The 14,756-nt window shown below is 75.7% G+C and carries 17 protein-coding genes and 1 tRNA gene; 6 read left to right on the forward strand and 12 right to left on the reverse strand.

Features of this window, described 5'->3' with window-relative positions; translation table 11 throughout:
• Window positions 1-171: 171 nt before the first annotated feature.
• Complete coding sequence (locus IEW03_RS17700) at window positions 172-744, forward strand: DoxX family membrane protein (RefSeq protein ID WP_188525041.1); 573 nt, start codon at window positions 172-174, stop codon at window positions 742-744.
• Between the two features lie 68 nt (window positions 745-812).
• Window positions 813-1,595, forward strand: coding sequence for a GTP pyrophosphokinase (locus tag IEW03_RS17705; RefSeq protein WP_229738409.1), 783 nt, complete (start codon window positions 813-815; stop codon window positions 1,593-1,595).
• Between the two features lie 19 nt (window positions 1,596-1,614).
• Here the strand turns inward: IEW03_RS17705 and IEW03_RS17710 are convergent, their stop codons facing one another.
• The 9 genes from IEW03_RS17710 to IEW03_RS17750 all read right to left on the reverse strand — a co-directional run bounded on the left by IEW03_RS17710 (window position 1,615) and on the right by IEW03_RS17750 (window position 7,551).
• Window positions 1,615-2,133 (reverse strand): gamma carbonic anhydrase family protein, encoded by a 519-nt coding sequence (locus IEW03_RS17710; RefSeq protein ID WP_188525042.1) that lies wholly within the window; start codon window positions 2,131-2,133, stop codon window positions 1,615-1,617.
• An 11-nt stretch (window positions 2,134-2,144) separates the two neighbouring features.
• A complete protein-coding gene (locus IEW03_RS17715; protein WP_188525043.1) occupies window positions 2,145-2,636 on the reverse strand; it encodes a DUF4395 domain-containing protein in 492 nt (163 codons plus the stop codon).
• Window positions 2,637-2,685: 49 nt separating this feature from the next.
• On the reverse strand, window positions 2,686-3,111 hold the full coding sequence (locus IEW03_RS17720) for a thioredoxin family protein (RefSeq protein WP_229738410.1): 426 nt from the start codon (window positions 3,109-3,111) through the stop codon (window positions 2,686-2,688).
• Window positions 3,112-3,212: 101 nt separating this feature from the next.
• Entirely contained in the window at window positions 3,213-3,374 is a 162-nt protein-coding gene (locus tag IEW03_RS17725) for a DUF8730 family Cys-rich protein (RefSeq protein WP_188525045.1), read from the reverse strand.
• 45 nt (window positions 3,375-3,419) lie between these two features.
• A complete protein-coding gene (locus IEW03_RS17730; protein ID WP_188525046.1) occupies window positions 3,420-3,776 on the reverse strand; it encodes a metal-sensitive transcriptional regulator in 357 nt (118 codons plus the stop codon).
• Window positions 3,777-3,820: 44 nt separating this feature from the next.
• The gene (locus IEW03_RS17735) at window positions 3,821-5,557 is read right to left on the reverse strand and encodes an FAD-dependent oxidoreductase (protein WP_268236106.1); all 1,737 of its coding nucleotides are present in this window, start codon (window positions 5,555-5,557) and stop codon (window positions 3,821-3,823) included.
• Window positions 5,558-5,642: 85 nt separating this feature from the next.
• Window positions 5,643-6,623 (reverse strand): M56 family metallopeptidase, encoded by a 981-nt coding sequence (locus tag IEW03_RS17740; RefSeq protein ID WP_188525047.1) that lies wholly within the window; start codon window positions 6,621-6,623, stop codon window positions 5,643-5,645.
• Window positions 6,620-7,009: a BlaI/MecI/CopY family transcriptional regulator gene (locus IEW03_RS17745; RefSeq protein ID WP_188525048.1), complete on the reverse strand. Its 390-nt coding sequence runs from the start codon at window positions 7,007-7,009 to the stop codon at window positions 6,620-6,622. The genes IEW03_RS17740 and IEW03_RS17745 overlap by 4 nt, the downstream gene beginning before the upstream one ends.
• Window positions 7,006-7,551 (reverse strand): hypothetical protein, encoded by a 546-nt coding sequence (locus tag IEW03_RS17750; protein WP_188525049.1) that lies wholly within the window; start codon window positions 7,549-7,551, stop codon window positions 7,006-7,008. Before IEW03_RS17750 ends, IEW03_RS17745 begins: the two co-directional genes overlap by 4 nt.
• Before the next feature lie 134 nt (window positions 7,552-7,685).
• On the opposite strand from IEW03_RS17750, the gene IEW03_RS17755 reads away from it, so the two are divergent.
• From IEW03_RS17755 to IEW03_RS17765, 3 genes are read left to right on the forward strand one after another with little or no spacing between them, the layout of a single operon-like run.
• A complete protein-coding gene (locus IEW03_RS17755) occupies window positions 7,686-8,426 on the forward strand; it encodes a DsbA family protein (protein WP_188525050.1) in 741 nt (246 codons plus the stop codon).
• 2 nt (window positions 8,427-8,428) lie between these two features.
• Window positions 8,429-9,313 carry a cytochrome c biogenesis CcdA family protein gene (locus tag IEW03_RS17760; RefSeq protein ID WP_188525051.1) on the forward strand — a complete coding sequence of 295 codons (885 nt, stop codon included), beginning with the start codon at window positions 8,429-8,431 and terminating at the stop codon, window positions 9,311-9,313.
• The gene (locus IEW03_RS17765) at window positions 9,310-10,515 is read left to right on the forward strand and encodes a hypothetical protein (protein WP_188525052.1); all 1,206 of its coding nucleotides are present in this window, start codon (window positions 9,310-9,312) and stop codon (window positions 10,513-10,515) included. The genes IEW03_RS17760 and IEW03_RS17765 overlap by 4 nt, the downstream gene beginning before the upstream one ends.
• A gap of 51 nt (window positions 10,516-10,566) precedes the next feature.
• On the opposite strand, the gene IEW03_RS17770 is transcribed toward IEW03_RS17765, so the two are convergent.
• A complete protein-coding gene (locus IEW03_RS17770) occupies window positions 10,567-12,153 on the reverse strand; it encodes an NAD-dependent epimerase/dehydratase family protein (RefSeq protein WP_188525053.1) in 1,587 nt (528 codons plus the stop codon).
• A gap of 104 nt (window positions 12,154-12,257) precedes the next feature.
• On the opposite strand from IEW03_RS17770, the gene IEW03_RS17775 reads away from it, so the two are divergent.
• A complete protein-coding gene (locus IEW03_RS17775; protein ID WP_188525054.1) occupies window positions 12,258-13,583 on the forward strand; it encodes an APC family permease in 1,326 nt (441 codons plus the stop codon).
• Between the two features lie 75 nt (window positions 13,584-13,658).
• Here IEW03_RS17775 and IEW03_RS17780 read toward each other — a convergent pair.
• Both IEW03_RS17780 and IEW03_RS17785 read right to left on the reverse strand, forming a co-directional pair.
• Window positions 13,659-13,730 (reverse strand) — tRNA-Val (locus IEW03_RS17780).
• 97 nt (window positions 13,731-13,827) lie between these two features.
• Window positions 13,828-14,694, reverse strand: a complete 867-nt coding sequence (locus IEW03_RS17785; protein WP_229738411.1) for an aminotransferase class IV — start codon at window positions 14,692-14,694, stop codon at window positions 13,828-13,830.
• Window positions 14,695-14,756: the final 62 nt, after the last annotated feature.

The raw sequence follows: 14,756 nt of genomic DNA on the forward strand, positions 1-14,756 counted from the left end.
AAGTGATCTAATCACTTGATCACCAGAATGTGAAGTGGGTCATGACGCGGGGCGCGGACGCGTGGCGGGCTTGTGGGCGAAATCGCGGTCGCCCCGCATCGGACCGACGGACGGCGCCTCTTTCCCAGGGCGGCCACCCCGACCGCCACCGTCCCCGAAAGAGGCACCGCCATGTCCGTCGCCGACCCGGTGCGCCGCACCAGCACCGCACCCGCACCGTCCGCTCCGACCACCGCCCCGGCCCCGACGCCGCCGCTCACCCGCTCGCAGCGCCTGGCCGGGCGGGTCGCCCGGTGGGCCGACACGGCCGTCACCGCGCTGGCCCTGTTCCTCACCCGGTGGTCCGTGCCCGCGCTCCGCGTGGCGCTCGGCCTCGTGTTCCTCGGGTTCGGGGCGCTGAAGCTCTTCCCGGGCGCCAGCCCCGCCGAGACCATCGCCGCACGCACGGTCGAGACGCTTACCCTCGGGCTCGTCCCCGGCGCGGCGGCCGTCGTGCTCACCGCGCTCATGGAGATCTTCATCGGGATCACGCTGGTCAGCGGCCGGCTCCTGAGGCTGGGGCTGCTGGTCCTCGCCGTCGCGATGGTCGGCATCCTGTCCCCCGTCGCGCTGTTCGGCGCCGAGCTGTTCGGCCACGGCGTGACGCTCATGGGCCAGTACGTCCTCAAGGACGTCGTCCTCGTCGCCGGCGCGGCCGTCGTCGCCGCCGTCGCCCTGGGCGCACGGCTGCGGCGCGAGGCCTAGCCCCGGGGAAGCACGCCGTGCGCGAACACGGGAGGGTCGCCGGAGGATCCCCCGTTACCGTGAGGGGCGTGAGCACGCACGCCGACAGCGCCCCCGGCCGCCCGGCCCCCGAGGCCGCCGAGATCCGCGCCCTCGTCGGTCAGCTGCGCCGCCTGGCCCTGACCTACAAGTTCGGCATCGACGAGGTCATGACCAAGATCGGGATCCTGCGCGACGAGTTCCGGCACATGCAGAACTACAACCCCGTCGAGCACGTCGGGTCCCGGCTCAAGTCGCTGGAGTCGATCGTCGCCAAGTGCCGGCGCAAGGGCATCCCGCTCACCCCCGAGGCCGTGCGGGAGCGGATGTTCGACATCGCCGGCGTCCGGGTCACCTGCAGCTTCGTGTCGGACATCTACCGCGTGCGCGACATGCTCGTCGGCCAGTCCGACCTGACGCTCCTCGAGGAGCGCGACTACATCGCCCACCCGAAGGCCAACGGCTACAAGTCGCTGCACCTCATCGTGCAGGTCCCGGTGTACCTCTCGGACCGCGTCGAGGACGTGATCGTCGAGATCCAGCTGCGGACCATCGCCATGGACTTCTGGGCGAGTCTCGAGCACAAGATCTACTACAAGTACTCCCGCGACGTCCCGCGGCACCTGACCGACTCCCTCAAGCTGGCCGCCGACGTCGCCGCCTCGCTGGACAGCTCGATGGAGCGGATCCACGACGAGGTGAAGGCCATCTCGGGCGAGGAGCAGCCGGTCGAGCAGCGCGACGACCTGCTCAGCCCCGAGGAGATGCTGCGCAGCTTCTGGACGTCCGCCGACGCCGCCGACGAGGTCGTCCGCGCCCGGCGCGAGTTCTGACCCGCCAGGGCGGGTGCAGTCAGCCCACCGACCGGCGGTGGCGCTCGGCGAGCTCCTGGTACTCGATCGCGTTGCTGCGCACGCGCTCCGCGCCGGCCTCGTCCAGCTCGCCGCGGACCTTGGCGGGGACGCCGACGGCGAGGTGGCCGGCCGGGACCTCCTGACCCTCGCGCACCAGCGCGCCCGCGGCCACGAACGCCCCCTCGCCCACGACCGCGCCGTTGAGCAGCGTGGCCCCCATGCCGACGAGGCTGCCGTCGTGCACGGTGGCGCCGTGGATGATCGCCCCGTGCCCGACGCCCACGCCGGCGCCGATCCTCGTGGGGACGCCCGTGTCCGTGTGGACCACGCAGTTGTCCTGGATGTTCGAGCCCGCGCCGAGCTCGATCGAGTCCATGTCGCCGCGCAGCACGGCGCCGTAGAAGACGCTCGCGCGCGGGCCGATGCGGACCTGCCCGACGATCGTCGCCGTCGGGGCGATCCACGCCGTGGGGTCGATCTCGGGGATATGACCGTCGAAGGGGAGCACCGTCGCCATGACTCGGGACCCTATCGCGCGCGGGCTGCGCCGGACGCGGGCCGCAGGCGCAGGCCCAGCAGGTACAGCTCGCAGCCGAGGCACAGACCCACGACCGCGTTGAGCGCGGCGGCCACGAAGGCGATCCCCGCCGCCCACGGCACCGCCACGAGCACCCCCGCCAGGCCGAGCGCCACCCCGACACCCGTCACGACCAGCCCCACGACCTGCGCGAAACGCGGCGGGCGCGGGTCCTCCAGGTCGGCCGCCGGCCCCAGCCGCGGGCGCACCAGCGCCCTGAAGAGCCACCCCTGCACGGTGCCCTGCGCCCCGCGCACGGCACCCAGCAGGAACCCCGCCGACACGACGGCGAGGAGCACGAGCCCGGCGGTCGTCGCCCCGAGCAGCACGACGACGGCGAGCAGCACCGCGGTGAGACCCGCTCCGACGCGCGGCCCGCGGGGGTCGATACCCGGCGGCGCCGGCCGTGCCGAGGTCGGGGGTGTCGCGTGCTCGTGGGTCATGCGCTGCTCCTCGGTCGCTTCGTCTCGGGTGGGCATTCGTGCGTAGGGCTCAGGCCCGCGCGACCGCGTCGACGGCGTCGAGCGCGCGTCGCGCCTGGGCCACCGTCATCGCCCCGCTGCTGCGCGCCGACTCGGCGCCGGCGGGGTCGAGCACGAGCACGGTGGGTGTGGTCAGGACGGCGAGCTCGCGCGTCAGGCCGAGGTGCTCCTCCACGTCGAGCTCGTGGTGCACCACGCCGTCCGCCCCGCCGGCGACGTCGGCCAGCGCCCGCGCCGTCGCCCGGCACGGCGCGCACACCCGGGCGCTGAGCTGGACGAACGTGGCCCGCTCACCGAGCGTGACGCCGTGCGCCGCCCAGTCGACGTCGCCGTTCCGCCGCACGGTGCGCACGCGGCCCTGCCGCGAGCGCCACACCAGGCCCAGGACGGCCGTGAGCAGCACCAGTGCGGCCAGCACCGCCGGCTGTGCGGCCACGCGTCGCCCCTCCGGTCCGTGGGACAGGTCCCGGGCCATCTTCGTCCGCCCCGCCGCGCGGGTCGACGGGGCGACCGGATGGCGGACAGGCGTGGGCACCGTCAGCGGCCGAAGAGCCGCGCGAGGAAGCCGCTCGGGCGGACGTCCTCGTGGCCGGGGCAGCGCCGGTTCGCGGGGACCGTGCGCATGACGTCGTCGACGTGCCGGCCGCAGCCGGTCCAGGTCGTCTTGCCGCAGGTCGTGCAGGTGGCGGGTTGGCACATGGGTGGTTCCTTCGTTCGGGGACGGGCGGGGTCGGGCGGGGACGGTCAGGCGAGCATGAGGAAGAGCTTCTCCAGCTCCCCGGTGGTGAGGCCCTGCTCGGCCTCCGCCGCGTCGGGGTCGCGCACGCAGTCCTTCATCGCCGTCGCGACGATGGCGAAGCCGGCACGGTCGAGGGCGCTCGTCGCGGCGGCGAGCTGGGTGACGACGTCGCGGCACGGCTTGTCCGCCTCGACGGCGGCGATGACGCCGTCGAGCTGGCCCCGCGCGCGGCGCAGGCGGTTGAGGATGCGGCGCTGGGCGTCGGCGTCGTGCGTCGCCGCGGCGGGCGTCGTGGCGGGCGTCGTGGCGGGCGTCGTGGCGGGCGTCGTGGCGGGCGTGGGCGTGGCTGGCGTGGTGGTCATGGCGCGTTCCTTCGTGGGTGCGGCGAAAGGTGGGCAGGTCGTCGTCAGGCGGGCCCGTCCGCGGTGAGGAGCTCGGCGGCGCGGGGCCCGAGCGCGGCACGCAGGGTGAGGGTCCCGCCGGAGAGGGACGCCGAGTCGAGACCCGACTGGGTGAGCACGCGGTGCGCGATCGCGGACCGGACGCCCGAGGCGCACAGGACGCGCACGGGCCGGCCGGCCGCCTCGGCCCGCACCTCCGCGAGCCGTTCGCGCAGCTCGGTGTGCGGGACGTTGAGGGCGCCGGGCAGGTGCCCGGTGACGAACTCCGCCTTGCTCCGCACGTCGAGCACGAGGGCGCCGGAGAGCACGGCGTCGACGTCCTGGGCGTACCAGAGCCGCAGGGTGCCGTCGAGGACGTTCTGGGCCAGCATGCCGGCGAGGTTCACGGGGTCCTTCGCCTGCCCGTACGGCGGCGAGTACGCCAGGTCGAGGTCGATGAGGTCGCCGGCGGTCATCCCGGCGCGGATCGCCGTGGCGAGCACGTCGATCCGCTTGTCGACCCCGTCGGCGCCCACGGCCTGCGCCCCGAGCAGCCGCCCGTCGTCGGCGCCGAGGTGGAGCAGCAGGTGGACCTGGCCGGCGCCCGGGAAGTAGCCGGCGTGCTGGTTCGGGTGCAGGTGCACCGTCCGGTAGGCGATGCCGGCGGTCTCGAGCGCGGCGCGGTTCGCGCCGGTCAGCGCCGCGGTGAGCGAGCCCACCCGCACGATGGCGGTGCCCACCGGGTCGGGGATCGGCCGGGCGGTGCCGGGCCGCAGGATGTCGTCGGCGACGAGGCGTCCCGCGCGGTTGGCCGGGCCGGCCAGCGCGACGGGGCGGCGGGCGCCCGTGACCGGGTCGGTGCTGACCGTGGCGTCGCCGACCGCCCACACGCCCGGCACGGACGTGCGCCCGTGCGCATCGACGACGACGGCGCCGCGCTCGCACGCCACGCCGGCAGCCTCGAAGACGGACGTGTCGGGCCGCACCCCGGTGGCCAGGACGACCAGGTCCGCGGCGAGCCGGGTGCCGTCCGCGAGGACGACGGTGTCGCGCTCCGCCTCGTGGACGACGGACTCCGCAGCGACGCCGGTGTGCACCGCCACGCCCAGCCGGCGCAGCTCGTCGGCGACGAGCTGCGCCAGCTCGTCCTCGAAGGGCGGCAGCGGGTGCGGGGCGAGCTCGACGACGGCGACCTCCAGGCCCTGCTGCGCCAGCGCCTCGGCGGCCTCGACGCCGATGAACCCGGCGCCGAGCACGACGGCGTGGCGGGCGCCGTCGCGCACCGCCCCGCGCAGCTCGAGGGCGTCCGGGACCGTCCGCAGCGTGCGCACGCGCGGGGAGTCCAGCCCCGGCAGGGGCGGCCGCGACGCCTGGGCGCCCGGCGCCAGGACGAGGGCGTCGTAGGCGACCTGCTCGGTCCCGGCCGTCCTGCGCACGGTGACGGTGCGCGCCCGGGGGTCCAGGCCGACCACGTCGTGCCCGGTCCGCACGTCGAGGGCGAGGGCGGCGCGCAGCGACTCCGGGGTCTGGACCAGCAGGGCGGCCGGGTCGGTGATCTCGCCGCCCACGTAGTAGGGCAGCCCGCAGTTCGCGTACGAGACGTGCTCGCCGCGCTCGAGGACGACGATCTCGGCGGTCTCGTCGAGGCGGCGTGCGCGGGCGGCCGCGCTCATGCCGCCGGCGACGCCTCCGACGACGACGATCCGCTTCGGGCCGGTGCCCGCTGCCGGGCGGTCGGACGGGGGGTTCTCTGTCGTAGCCACGCGACCACTATACCCCCGGGGGTATCTGCTGCCGCGCACGATCCCGCGGGAACCTCCTCGACAGCGACCGGGACGACGACGTGGGTCAGACGGCGCAGCCCTGGAGACCCGCGACGACGTACGGCAGGTAGACCGCGGCGCTCACCGCGCCGAGGATCAGCAGGTGCGCGGCAGCCACCAGGGCCGGCAGCGCGCCGACGACGCCCCCGACGGGCCGCACCAGGTGCCGGATGCGCTCGGGGCCGGCGGCGTGCAGCGCGCCGACGACGGGCCGGGGTCCCGCGAGCGAGGCCCGCTCGCCGAGCTTCAGCAGCGCCCCGACGAGCGCCGTGGTCCCGGCACGGCGCCGGGCCTGGTCGTCGGCGGCGATCTCCAGGTAGTGGCCCAGCGCACCCTCGACCGCCGCGATCAACGGGACCCACCGCAGGTGCCGGGCGACGCTCGCCACCACCGAGGTCGCCAGGTGGTGGCGCTGGGCCAGGTGGGCGCCCTCGTGCGCCAGGACGGCGGCGAGCTCGTCACTCTCGAGGAGGCGCAGCGCACCCTGTGACACCGCGACGCCCCCGTGCTTCGCAGGGAAGGCCAGCGCGAACGGGCGCGGGTCATCGACGACGAGCACCCGGTGGCCGAGCAGCGTGCGAGGGACCGCGCCGTCGAGCACGAGCGCGGCCGCGTCGCGGGAGCGTCGCGCGTGCCGCCGCAGCCCGCCAAGGATCCCGGTGACCAGCAGCGCCGCGGCGGCGGCGGGCAGGAAGACCAGGACCGCCGTCGGCACGCCCGTGTCCACCACGACGGCCGAGAACGGGTTGGCCGCGGCCAGGCACCGCTGACAGACGGCGGCCGCGCCCGCGGGCAGCAGCGCCGGCCCGGAGATCACCCAGGCCAGCACCGGCCCGAGCGCGAGCAGCGTGCCGAGCCAGACGACGACCGCACCTCCCAGCAGCGCGACCGCCAGGCGGGGCACCCGGACGAGCGCGGGCGCCGCCTGGCGCAGCAGCCACGGCCCGAGCAGCGCGGCGACCAGCAGGCCCGCCACCAGCAGCGCGACGACCGGCAGCGCGGTCACGGCGACCGCCCCGGCTCGCGGCGCGCCAGGTACTCGCGCAGCAGGTCGAGGTCGTCGTCGGGCATCGACTCGACGAAGTGCAGGATCGACGCGGCCCGGTCGCGACTGGCCTCGAGGACGTGCCCCATGAGGTCCGCGTCGTGCTCCTGGCGGCTGACGCGGGCGGCGTAGCGCGTCGACCGGCCCTGGCGGTCCACGGTCACGAGCCGCTTGCGGCCGAGATGCGTCAGCACGGTGGCGATGGTGGTGTACGCGGGGTCGGTCGGCAGGCGCTCGATGACCTCGCGGACCGTGGCGTCCCCGTGGTCCCACAGCACGTCCATCACCTGCGCCTCGAGCGCGCCGAGCCGCGGCGGCCCGTGGCGGTCCGCCCCCGGCGCGCTCATCGGGACGCCCCCACGGGCCGCGGGGCCGAGGCGGGTGCGCCTGCCGGCGGCACCGGGCACGCGACCTGCCCCTGCAGCCGCCACAGCAGGGCGGCTCCCGTCAGCACGAGCGCCGCGAGAGCCAGGAACGGCTGCACCGGGGCGAACCAGGTGACGGCCCCCGCGTACCCGAGCGCCAGCAGCGCGAGCTTGTTGCACACCGGGCACCCGACCGCGAACCACACCAGGACCCCGCCCGCGAGCCCCATCCGGCTCGACTGCGCCCCGTCGGCGTCCGTGCCGCGCACGTAGGTGGCCGCGAGCATGCCCGACAGCACCGACGTGACGAGCCACACGGGGTAGTTCCACCAGACGGGCGGGATCTCGCGGGCGAAGAACGGGTTCGGGATCAGGACGGTCGCCATGCCGACGAGCACGGCCACCGCCAGCCCGGACCCGAGCGCGACGAGCACCTGCCGGGCAGTCCAGCCCCGCAGCGCGCGCACGGCCAGGGCGGGACGCAGGCCGCGCAGCGGCCACGGGACGCGACGCAGGGATGACATGGCGCCACTATGGCACACGCCGACTATCCGTCGTAGTCGACTATGACGCATAGTCGACTATGCGTCATAGTAGGCACCGGCCCGCCGACCGTGGAGACGCCCGGGCGCGCGCAGGCCGAGGAAGCGAGGACCCCATGCCCCCCGACACCCACCGCCGGCCGGCGCCGGCGTGGCTGCTCCCCACCGCGGTGACCGCCGTCGTCGCCGCGCTCGTCGTGGTGGTCGTGCTGCTCAACCGCGACTCCGGCGCCCCGCCGGACGCGGCCGGCGCTCCCCCGGCGGGCCCCGGCGCGCCCGCCGAGGTCCAGCAGCCGCAGCAGCCGGACCTCACCGACGTCGAGCGCCGCGACGACGCCGACCTGCTGGCGGCGGGACCGACCGACGCCCCGGTGGCCCTCGTCGTCTTCTCCGACTACCAGTGCCCGTTCTGCGCGACGTGGAGCGAGGAGACCCTGCCGCTGATGATGGAGCACGTCGAGGCCGGTGACCTGCGCATCGAGTGGCGCGACGTGAACGTGTTCGGGGACGCCTCCGAGCGCGCCGCGCGGGCCTCCTACGCCGCGGCCCTCCAGGGGAAGTTCTGGGAGTACCACGACGCGCTGTTCGCCGGCGGCCACCCCCGCCCCGAGAAGGACCTGAGCGACGACGCGCTCGTCGCGCTGGCGGGCGACCTCGGGCTGGACACCGCCCGGTTCGCCGACGACCTCGGGTCCGACGAGACGGCCCGGCAGATCGCGAGCAACGCCCAGGAGGGCCTCGACCTCGGGGCCTACTCGACCCCGGTGTTCGTGCTGGGAGGCCGGCCCATCGTCGGCGCCCAGCCCTCCCAGGTGTTCCTGGACGCGTTCGACGCGGCCCTCGCCGAGGCACGGTAGCGATGGACGTCGGACTGGTCAGCGCCTTCCTCGGTGGCGCGCTCGCCCTGCTGAGCCCCTGCGCCGCGCTCCTGCTGCCGGCGTTCTTCGCCTCCACGGTCGGATCGGGGCCCCGGCTGCTGCTGCACGGCGGCGTCTTCTACCTCGGGCTCCTGCTGGTGCTGGTCCCGCTCGGCGTCGGGGCCGGCGCCGTCGGCGAGCTGTTCGTGGCCCACCGGCAGGCGGTCGTGCTCGTCTCGTCGGTCCTGCTGGTCGCGCTGGGCGCCGTCCAGGCGCTCGGGTTCGGCTTCGACCCCGCCCGCCTGCTGCCCGGCAGCGCCGGGCTGCAGTCCCGGGCCGCGGCGCGCACGGGCCTGGTCAAGACCCTGCTGCTCGGCGCCGTCAGCGGCACGGCCGGCTTCTGCGCGGGGCCGATCCTCGGCGCCGTCCTGACGCTGGCGGCCGCGCGCGGCGACAGCCTCTCCGCCGGCGTGCTGCTCGCCGTCTACGGCGCGGGCATGGTCGTGCCCCTGGTGCTCGTCGCCGCGTCATGGGGGCGTCTGGGCGAGCGGGGCAGGCGCGTCCTGCGCGGGCGGTCGTTCACCGTCCTCGGGCGCGAGCTGCACACGACGTCGGTCGTCACGGGCGTGCTCGTCATGGGGGTCGGCGTGCTGTTCTGGACCACCAACGGGCTCGTCGGCGCGCCCGAGCTCCTGCCGCTCGGCGCGCAGGCGTGGCTCCAGGGGGCCGCGGGGCTCCTGGCCGACCCGCTGCTGGACGTCCTCGCGGTCCTCGCCGTCGCCGCCGCCGTGCTGGCCGGCTGGGCGGTCCGCCGGCGGCGGGCCGCCGGTCGCACCGCGGCCGACGGGCACGGTCGGGCGGCCGGCCCCGGGACGGAGACGTCGTGAACCGCCGCGCCGGCGCGCGCCTGGCCGCCCTCCTGGCCGTCGCCCTCCTCCTCGCCGGGTGCGGGCCGGTTGCGCCCGAACCGGCCGCGCCCGAGCCGGACCGGACCCCGTCGGCCGGTGACACCGCGGTCCGCGAGGCCGACTCGGCCCGGCTGCAGCTACCTACGCCGTTCGAGGGGGCGCGGCTCGTCGACCCCGGCTGGGAGGTGCCGCCCCAGCACGCGGACGGGACGTTCCTGGCCGCCGCCGAGAAGGACGGCGTCCTCCGGTTCACCGCCGTCGACCCCCACGGCGACGTGCGGTGGCGGGCGGAGCGCCCCGTCAGCTGCACGGGCTTCGTCGTCACCGAGGACGCGCGGGGCCGTGCGGTCGCCGTCCTCACCGACACGGCGTCCACCGACGACGCCCTGGCCGGCACCACGGCGACCGCCTACGACCTCGCCACCGGCGAGGAGCTGTGGGGCCCCGTCGACGTGCCCGGGCCGCACCAGGGCCCCGGCCTCGTCTTCGCACGGCCGAGCACGGACCCCATGGGCGAGCCCGGGCCCCGCACCGTCCTGGACCCGACCACGGGGCGCGTCGCCGTGGCCGAGGGCCACCGCGGCGGGGACCGCGTGATCGGCGAGCACGACGGCACCGTCCTCCTCGTCGAGGGGGCCGCGCTCGTCGCGCGGGACACCGCCGGCGGGGACGCGCTCTGGCGGCTGGGGCTCGACGACCACGGCTGGACCGCCGGGTCGATCCAGCCGTCCACGAACGACCCGCAGGTCGCCGGGCGCGCCCTGGTCGAGACGTCGCCCACCACCGGCGCGCTGCTGGACCTGCGCGACGGCACCGTGCTCGACGACACCGCCCGCGACGCCCTCGACGACCCCGTCACGGGGACCCGCGTCACCCTCCAGGAGTCCGGGATCCAGGCGCGCGCCCCCGAAGGCCGCCCGCTGTGGTCCGTCTCGACCGGGCGGGACACCACCCTCGCGGCCGTCGAGGACGTCCTGCTCTTCGTGCGCGAGGGGGACGCCGTCCGCGTCCACAACGCCGTCACGGGCGAGGTCGCCCAGGGGTACCCGCCGGACGGCAGCGGCCGCATCGTCGTCCCCACACGGGTCGCCGGCGACGGAGCGACCGTCGTCCAGGACGGGCGGCGCTATCTCCTCGCGGCGCGCGAGGGCGACGAGTCGGGCGACGTCCCCGAGGGCTGACGGGCGGCGGGCGGAGTGCCGGGCTCACCTCCTCGGCCCGGTCGCGTCGCCTCACCCGCTCAGGTCGGACGGTTCCCGGAAGGCGCGGCGACGGGCGTGCTCGTGCAGACGGTCGAGCGTCGCGAGCTGTCGCTCGACCCGCTGCGCGAGATCTCCGAACGTGACGGGGTCGAGGCCGAGCTCGTCGGCGTGCTCCTCGAGCGTCTGCCAGCCGCCGAGCTTGCCCACCACCGCCGAGCGCATGAGCTCGACCTCCAGCACCACCGACATCGGCGAGCGGGTCGCCACGCGCCCGTTGAGCTTCAGCCGCCCGAGACGTTCCGCGATCCCCGCCAGCAGCCGGCGGGGCCGGCGGCGAGGCAGGCCGAGCACCTCCACGAGCCCCCGGTAGAGCTCCCGCTCGGCGCGGATCTGCTCCGCCAGCTCGACGAGCTCGGCGTGCAGCGGCAGGTCGCCGTAGTCGCCGACCATGCGTTCCACGCGGCCGAGACCAGCCGTCGCGCCGGCGAGGTGGTCGGCCACGTACAGCCCCAGCAGGTCCCGGTCCACCCGCGCGGGCACGGCCGCGCCGCGGCCCCGGACCGGCACCAGTCCCTCGTCCGCGGGCCGGGTCGCCGACGGCCGCAGCGGTGCCGAGCCGAGCCCCCGGCCCTCCGCCATCCCGCGGACCACCTCCGCGAGCGCCTCGTCCGCCGTGTGCCGTGGCGCCCAGTCGAGCTCCGACTCGGCACGGGCGGTGTCCATGACGGGGACCGCCATCCCCATGTCGAGCCAGCCCGGGTCGGACGCCACGACGCGCGCGTCGTAGGCGAGCGAGTGCGCCACCCGCACGACACGGGGAGGCAGCTCGACGACCCGGCCGTGGTCGACCACCTGCGCGACGTCCCGGCTGCGCAGGACGTCGCGCGCCGCCACGTTGAACGCACCGCCGGCCCGGCGCTTCAGCACCCGCAGGTAGGCGTCCGCGGCGTCGTCGGCGTGCACGGCCTGCAGGCGCAGCCCGGCCGGAACCGGAAGGGTCGCAAGGCGCCCGTGACGCAGCAGCCGCACCGGCAGGACCCGCCCGACGAACAGCCGCACCACCTCGGCCCCGGCGTCGCCCTGGAAGACCAGTGCCGTGCGCATCCGTGCGACGACGACCTCCGGGTGGTCCCGCTCGAGCTCGTCGAGCACCCGCTCCTGGGCCGCCTTGTCCACGCTGTAGTGCGACGTGGGGATGCCGCCGGCGGGCCAGTCCTCGCGGCGCGGCACGTCGTCGTCGACCGGTGAGTAGGCGCCCACCGACGAGGCGACGACCAGGTGCGGCACGCCGGCGCGCACCACCGCCCGGGCGACACGCCAGGTGCCCTCGACGTTGACCGTGCGCAGCAGGTCCCGGTCGCGGTTGGGCTGGACCAGCCAGGCGAGGTGCACCACGGCGTCCGCACCGCGGAACAGGGTCGTGAGGCGCGCGACCACGTCGTCCTGGGCGCCCGCCAGGTCGAGCAGCGCCCACGCGGCACGGCGGAAGGGCTCGGCGGCCCGGTCGGGCAGCCGCCGGGCGACGCCCAGGACGGAGGTGGTCGCCGGATCGGCGGCCAGGGACCGGAGCAGGGCGGAGCCGATGTTCCCGGACTGTCCGACGACCACGATGCGCATGCCTCACGGTGGCACCGGCGCCCGATGCACGCAGGACCGGCGGCCCGGGACAGGGCCGCGCGGCCCGGCGGGCGTGCATGTCGCGCCCCGCCCAGACTCGGCAGATGGCAAGCCCCGACACCCGGCCCCCCGGCCTGCGCCGGGCCGTCACCGGCCCCCTGCTGTACCTGTTCATCCTCGGTGACGTGCTCGGGGCGGGCGTCTACGCCCTCATCGGGGAGATGGCGGGGGCCGCGGGCGGGCTGGTCTGGCTGTCGTTCGCGGTCGCGCTGGCCATGGCGCTGCTCACCGCCTTCTCCTACGCCGAGCTGGTCACCAAGTACCCCCAGGCAGGAGGGTCGGCGGTGTACGCCGAGAAGGCGTTCCGCAGCCCGCTGGTCGCGTTCCTGGTCGGGTTCAGCATGCTGTCCGCCGGCGTGGTGAGCGCGGCCGGACTCTCCCTCGCGTTCACCGGCGAGTACCTGACCGCGTTCCTCGACGTGCCACAGGTGCCGGCCGCCCTCGTCTTCCTCCTGGTGGTCGCGCTCGTCAACGCGTGGGGCATCAAGGAGTCGCTGCGCGCGAACGTCGTGATGACGGTGATCGAGTCCGCCGGGCTGGTGCTCGTCATCGTCCTGGGCGCGTGGGTGATCGGGCGCGGCGACGCCGATCTCGGCGGGGCGTTCACCCCGCCCGAGGACACGACCGTCGGGCTCGCCGTGCTGGGGAGCGCGCTGGTCGCGTTCTACTCGTTCGTCGGCTTCGAGACCTCCGCCAACCTGGCGGAGGAGGTTCGCGACGTGTCCCGCGTCTACCCGCGCGCCCTGTTCGGCGCGCTCGCCACCGCCGGCGTGGTCTACATGCTGCTCGGCTTCGTCGCTCCGGCCGTCGTCCCACCCTCCGAGCTCGCCGGCTCCTCGGGGCCGCTCCTGGAGGTCGTGCGCGCCGCGGGGTTCGTCGCGCCCGACCTGTTCGCCGTCGTCGCGCTGGTCGCCGTCGCCAACGGCGCCCTCCTGACGATGATCATGGCGAGCCGGCTCACCTACGGCATGGCCCGGCTGCGGCTGCTGCCGGCACCGCTCGGCCGGGTGCTGCCGCGTCGCCGGACGCCGGGCGTCGCGATCGCGGTGACCACCGCCCTCGCCGCCCTGCTCGCCGCGACCGGGGAGCTGGTCGACCTCGCCTCGACCGTCGTGCTCCTCCTGCTCTTCGTGTTCCTCTCCACCAACGTCGCCGTGCTCGTGCTGCGCCGGGACCACGTCGACCACGACCACTTCCGGTCCCCCACCGTGGTCCCGGTGCTCGCCGTCGGCTCCTGCCTGGTGCTCCTGACGCAGCAGGAGGCGCAGCACTGGGTGCTCGCGGGCGTGCTGCTCGCCGTCGGGGCCGCCGTGCACCTCGTCACCCGGTGGACGGCGCGTCGCACCCCCGGACCACCGCCGAGCCGCTGAACCCTCCGGGCGCCGGCAGGACGCAAGAAGGCCCCCGGCCTGCATGCCTGCAGGTCGGGGGCCTTCTGTCACGGGTGGGCGATACTGGGTTCGAACCAGTGACCTCTTCGGTGTGAACGAAGCGCGCTACCACTGCGCCAATCGCCCGGTGCGTGGACGATATTAGCCACACAACACCCGGTGACTCAAACCAGCACCCCCGCGTGTGGCGCATCCGACGCCGCACGTCACCGCGCGGACGGGATCACGGGTCGAGCCGGTCCCGGCACAGCTTCTCGAACAGCTCCCGCGCCGCGGCGGACAGCTCGCCGACCGGCACGTCCGCGCCGTCGAGCCAGGTCACCGGCTGCACGTTGCGCCCCGACGACGTCAGCAGCAGCTGCGCCTCCCCCAGCGCCACCTCGTCGAGCACGGTGAAGGGCAGCTCGTCGGGCTCCGCCTCGCGCACGGGCAGGCCCGCCTCGGCGCCCCACTCCAGCAGGAGCGCCCGCGTGATCCCGGCGAGACAGCCCGCTTCCAGCGGAGGCGTCACGAGCTCGCCGCCGCGCTCGACGAAGACGTTCGAGCCCGTGCCCTCGCACAGCTGGCCCACGGTGTTGGCGAAGATCGACTCGTCGCCGCCCTTGCTCACGGCGTCCGCGAGCGCCACGACGTTCTCGGCGTACGACGTGGTCTTGAGCCCGGCCACCGCCGAGTGCTCGTTGCGGGTCCACGGCGAGCGGGCCGAGCGCGAGGTGGGCGCCATCGCGCTCTCCTGCGCGGCGACGACCACGGTCTGGGCGCCGGGCGTCCGGCCCGAGCCGAGCGGGCCGACCCCAGCGGTGACGGTGATCCGCAGCCGGCCGTCGAAGGGCCCGCCGCCGCGGACGGCCTCGTCGAGCACGGCGGTCACGCCGTCCCGGACCTTCTGCTCGTCGGGCGACTCCAGCCCGAGGCCGCGGGCCGACCGCCCGAGGCGCGCGAGGTGGCGCGTCAGCGCGAACGCCTGCCCGTCGAAGACGGTGCACGTCTCGAAGACGCCGTCGCCCACGGTGATGCCGTGGTCCACCGCGCTCAGCGCACCCTGCCCTTGCTCCACGAGCCGGCCGTCGGCCCAGATCACCATCGTCATGCGGCCAGTGTGCCCGAATCCGCCGGCGTTCGGGCCCTCATCCCCGGCCGTCACGGGTCGTG

Origin of the sequence: Isoptericola cucumis (genome assembly GCF_014635665.1) — a bacterium.
Classification (GTDB): domain Bacteria; phylum Actinomycetota; class Actinomycetes; order Actinomycetales; family Cellulomonadaceae; genus Isoptericola; species Isoptericola cucumis.

What these genes read in the sequence shown, in the direction of transcription:
- IEW03_RS17700 (WP_188525041.1), top strand. Translation starts at nt 172, where the DNA reads ATGTCCGTCGCCGACCCGGTGCGCCGCACCAGCACCGCACCCGCACCG.
- IEW03_RS17745 (WP_188525048.1), bottom strand. Translation starts at nt 7,009, where the DNA reads ATGAGCGCGCCGGGGGCGGACCGCCACGGGCCGCCGCGGCTCGGCGCG.
- IEW03_RS17730 (WP_188525046.1), bottom strand. Translation starts at nt 3,776, where the DNA reads ATGACCACCACGCCAGCCACGCCCACGCCCGCCACGACGCCCGCCACG.
- IEW03_RS17725 (WP_188525045.1), bottom strand. Translation starts at nt 3,374, where the DNA reads ATGTGCCAACCCGCCACCTGCACGACCTGCGGCAAGACGACCTGGACC.
- IEW03_RS17715 (WP_188525043.1), bottom strand. Translation starts at nt 2,636, where the DNA reads ATGACCCACGAGCACGCGACACCCCCGACCTCGGCACGGCCGGCGCCG.
- IEW03_RS17755 (WP_188525050.1), top strand. Translation starts at nt 7,686, where the DNA reads ATGCCCCCCGACACCCACCGCCGGCCGGCGCCGGCGTGGCTGCTCCCC.
- IEW03_RS17750 (WP_188525049.1), bottom strand. Translation starts at nt 7,551, where the DNA reads ATGTCATCCCTGCGTCGCGTCCCGTGGCCGCTGCGCGGCCTGCGTCCC.
- IEW03_RS17760 (WP_188525051.1), top strand. Translation starts at nt 8,429, where the DNA reads ATGGACGTCGGACTGGTCAGCGCCTTCCTCGGTGGCGCGCTCGCCCTG.
- IEW03_RS17710 (WP_188525042.1), bottom strand. Translation starts at nt 2,133, where the DNA reads ATGGCGACGGTGCTCCCCTTCGACGGTCATATCCCCGAGATCGACCCC.
- IEW03_RS17775 (WP_188525054.1), top strand. Translation starts at nt 12,258, where the DNA reads ATGGCAAGCCCCGACACCCGGCCCCCCGGCCTGCGCCGGGCCGTCACC.
- IEW03_RS17785 (WP_229738411.1), bottom strand. Translation starts at nt 14,694, where the DNA reads ATGACGATGGTGATCTGGGCCGACGGCCGGCTCGTGGAGCAAGGGCAG.
- IEW03_RS17770 (WP_188525053.1), bottom strand. Translation starts at nt 12,153, where the DNA reads ATGCGCATCGTGGTCGTCGGACAGTCCGGGAACATCGGCTCCGCCCTG.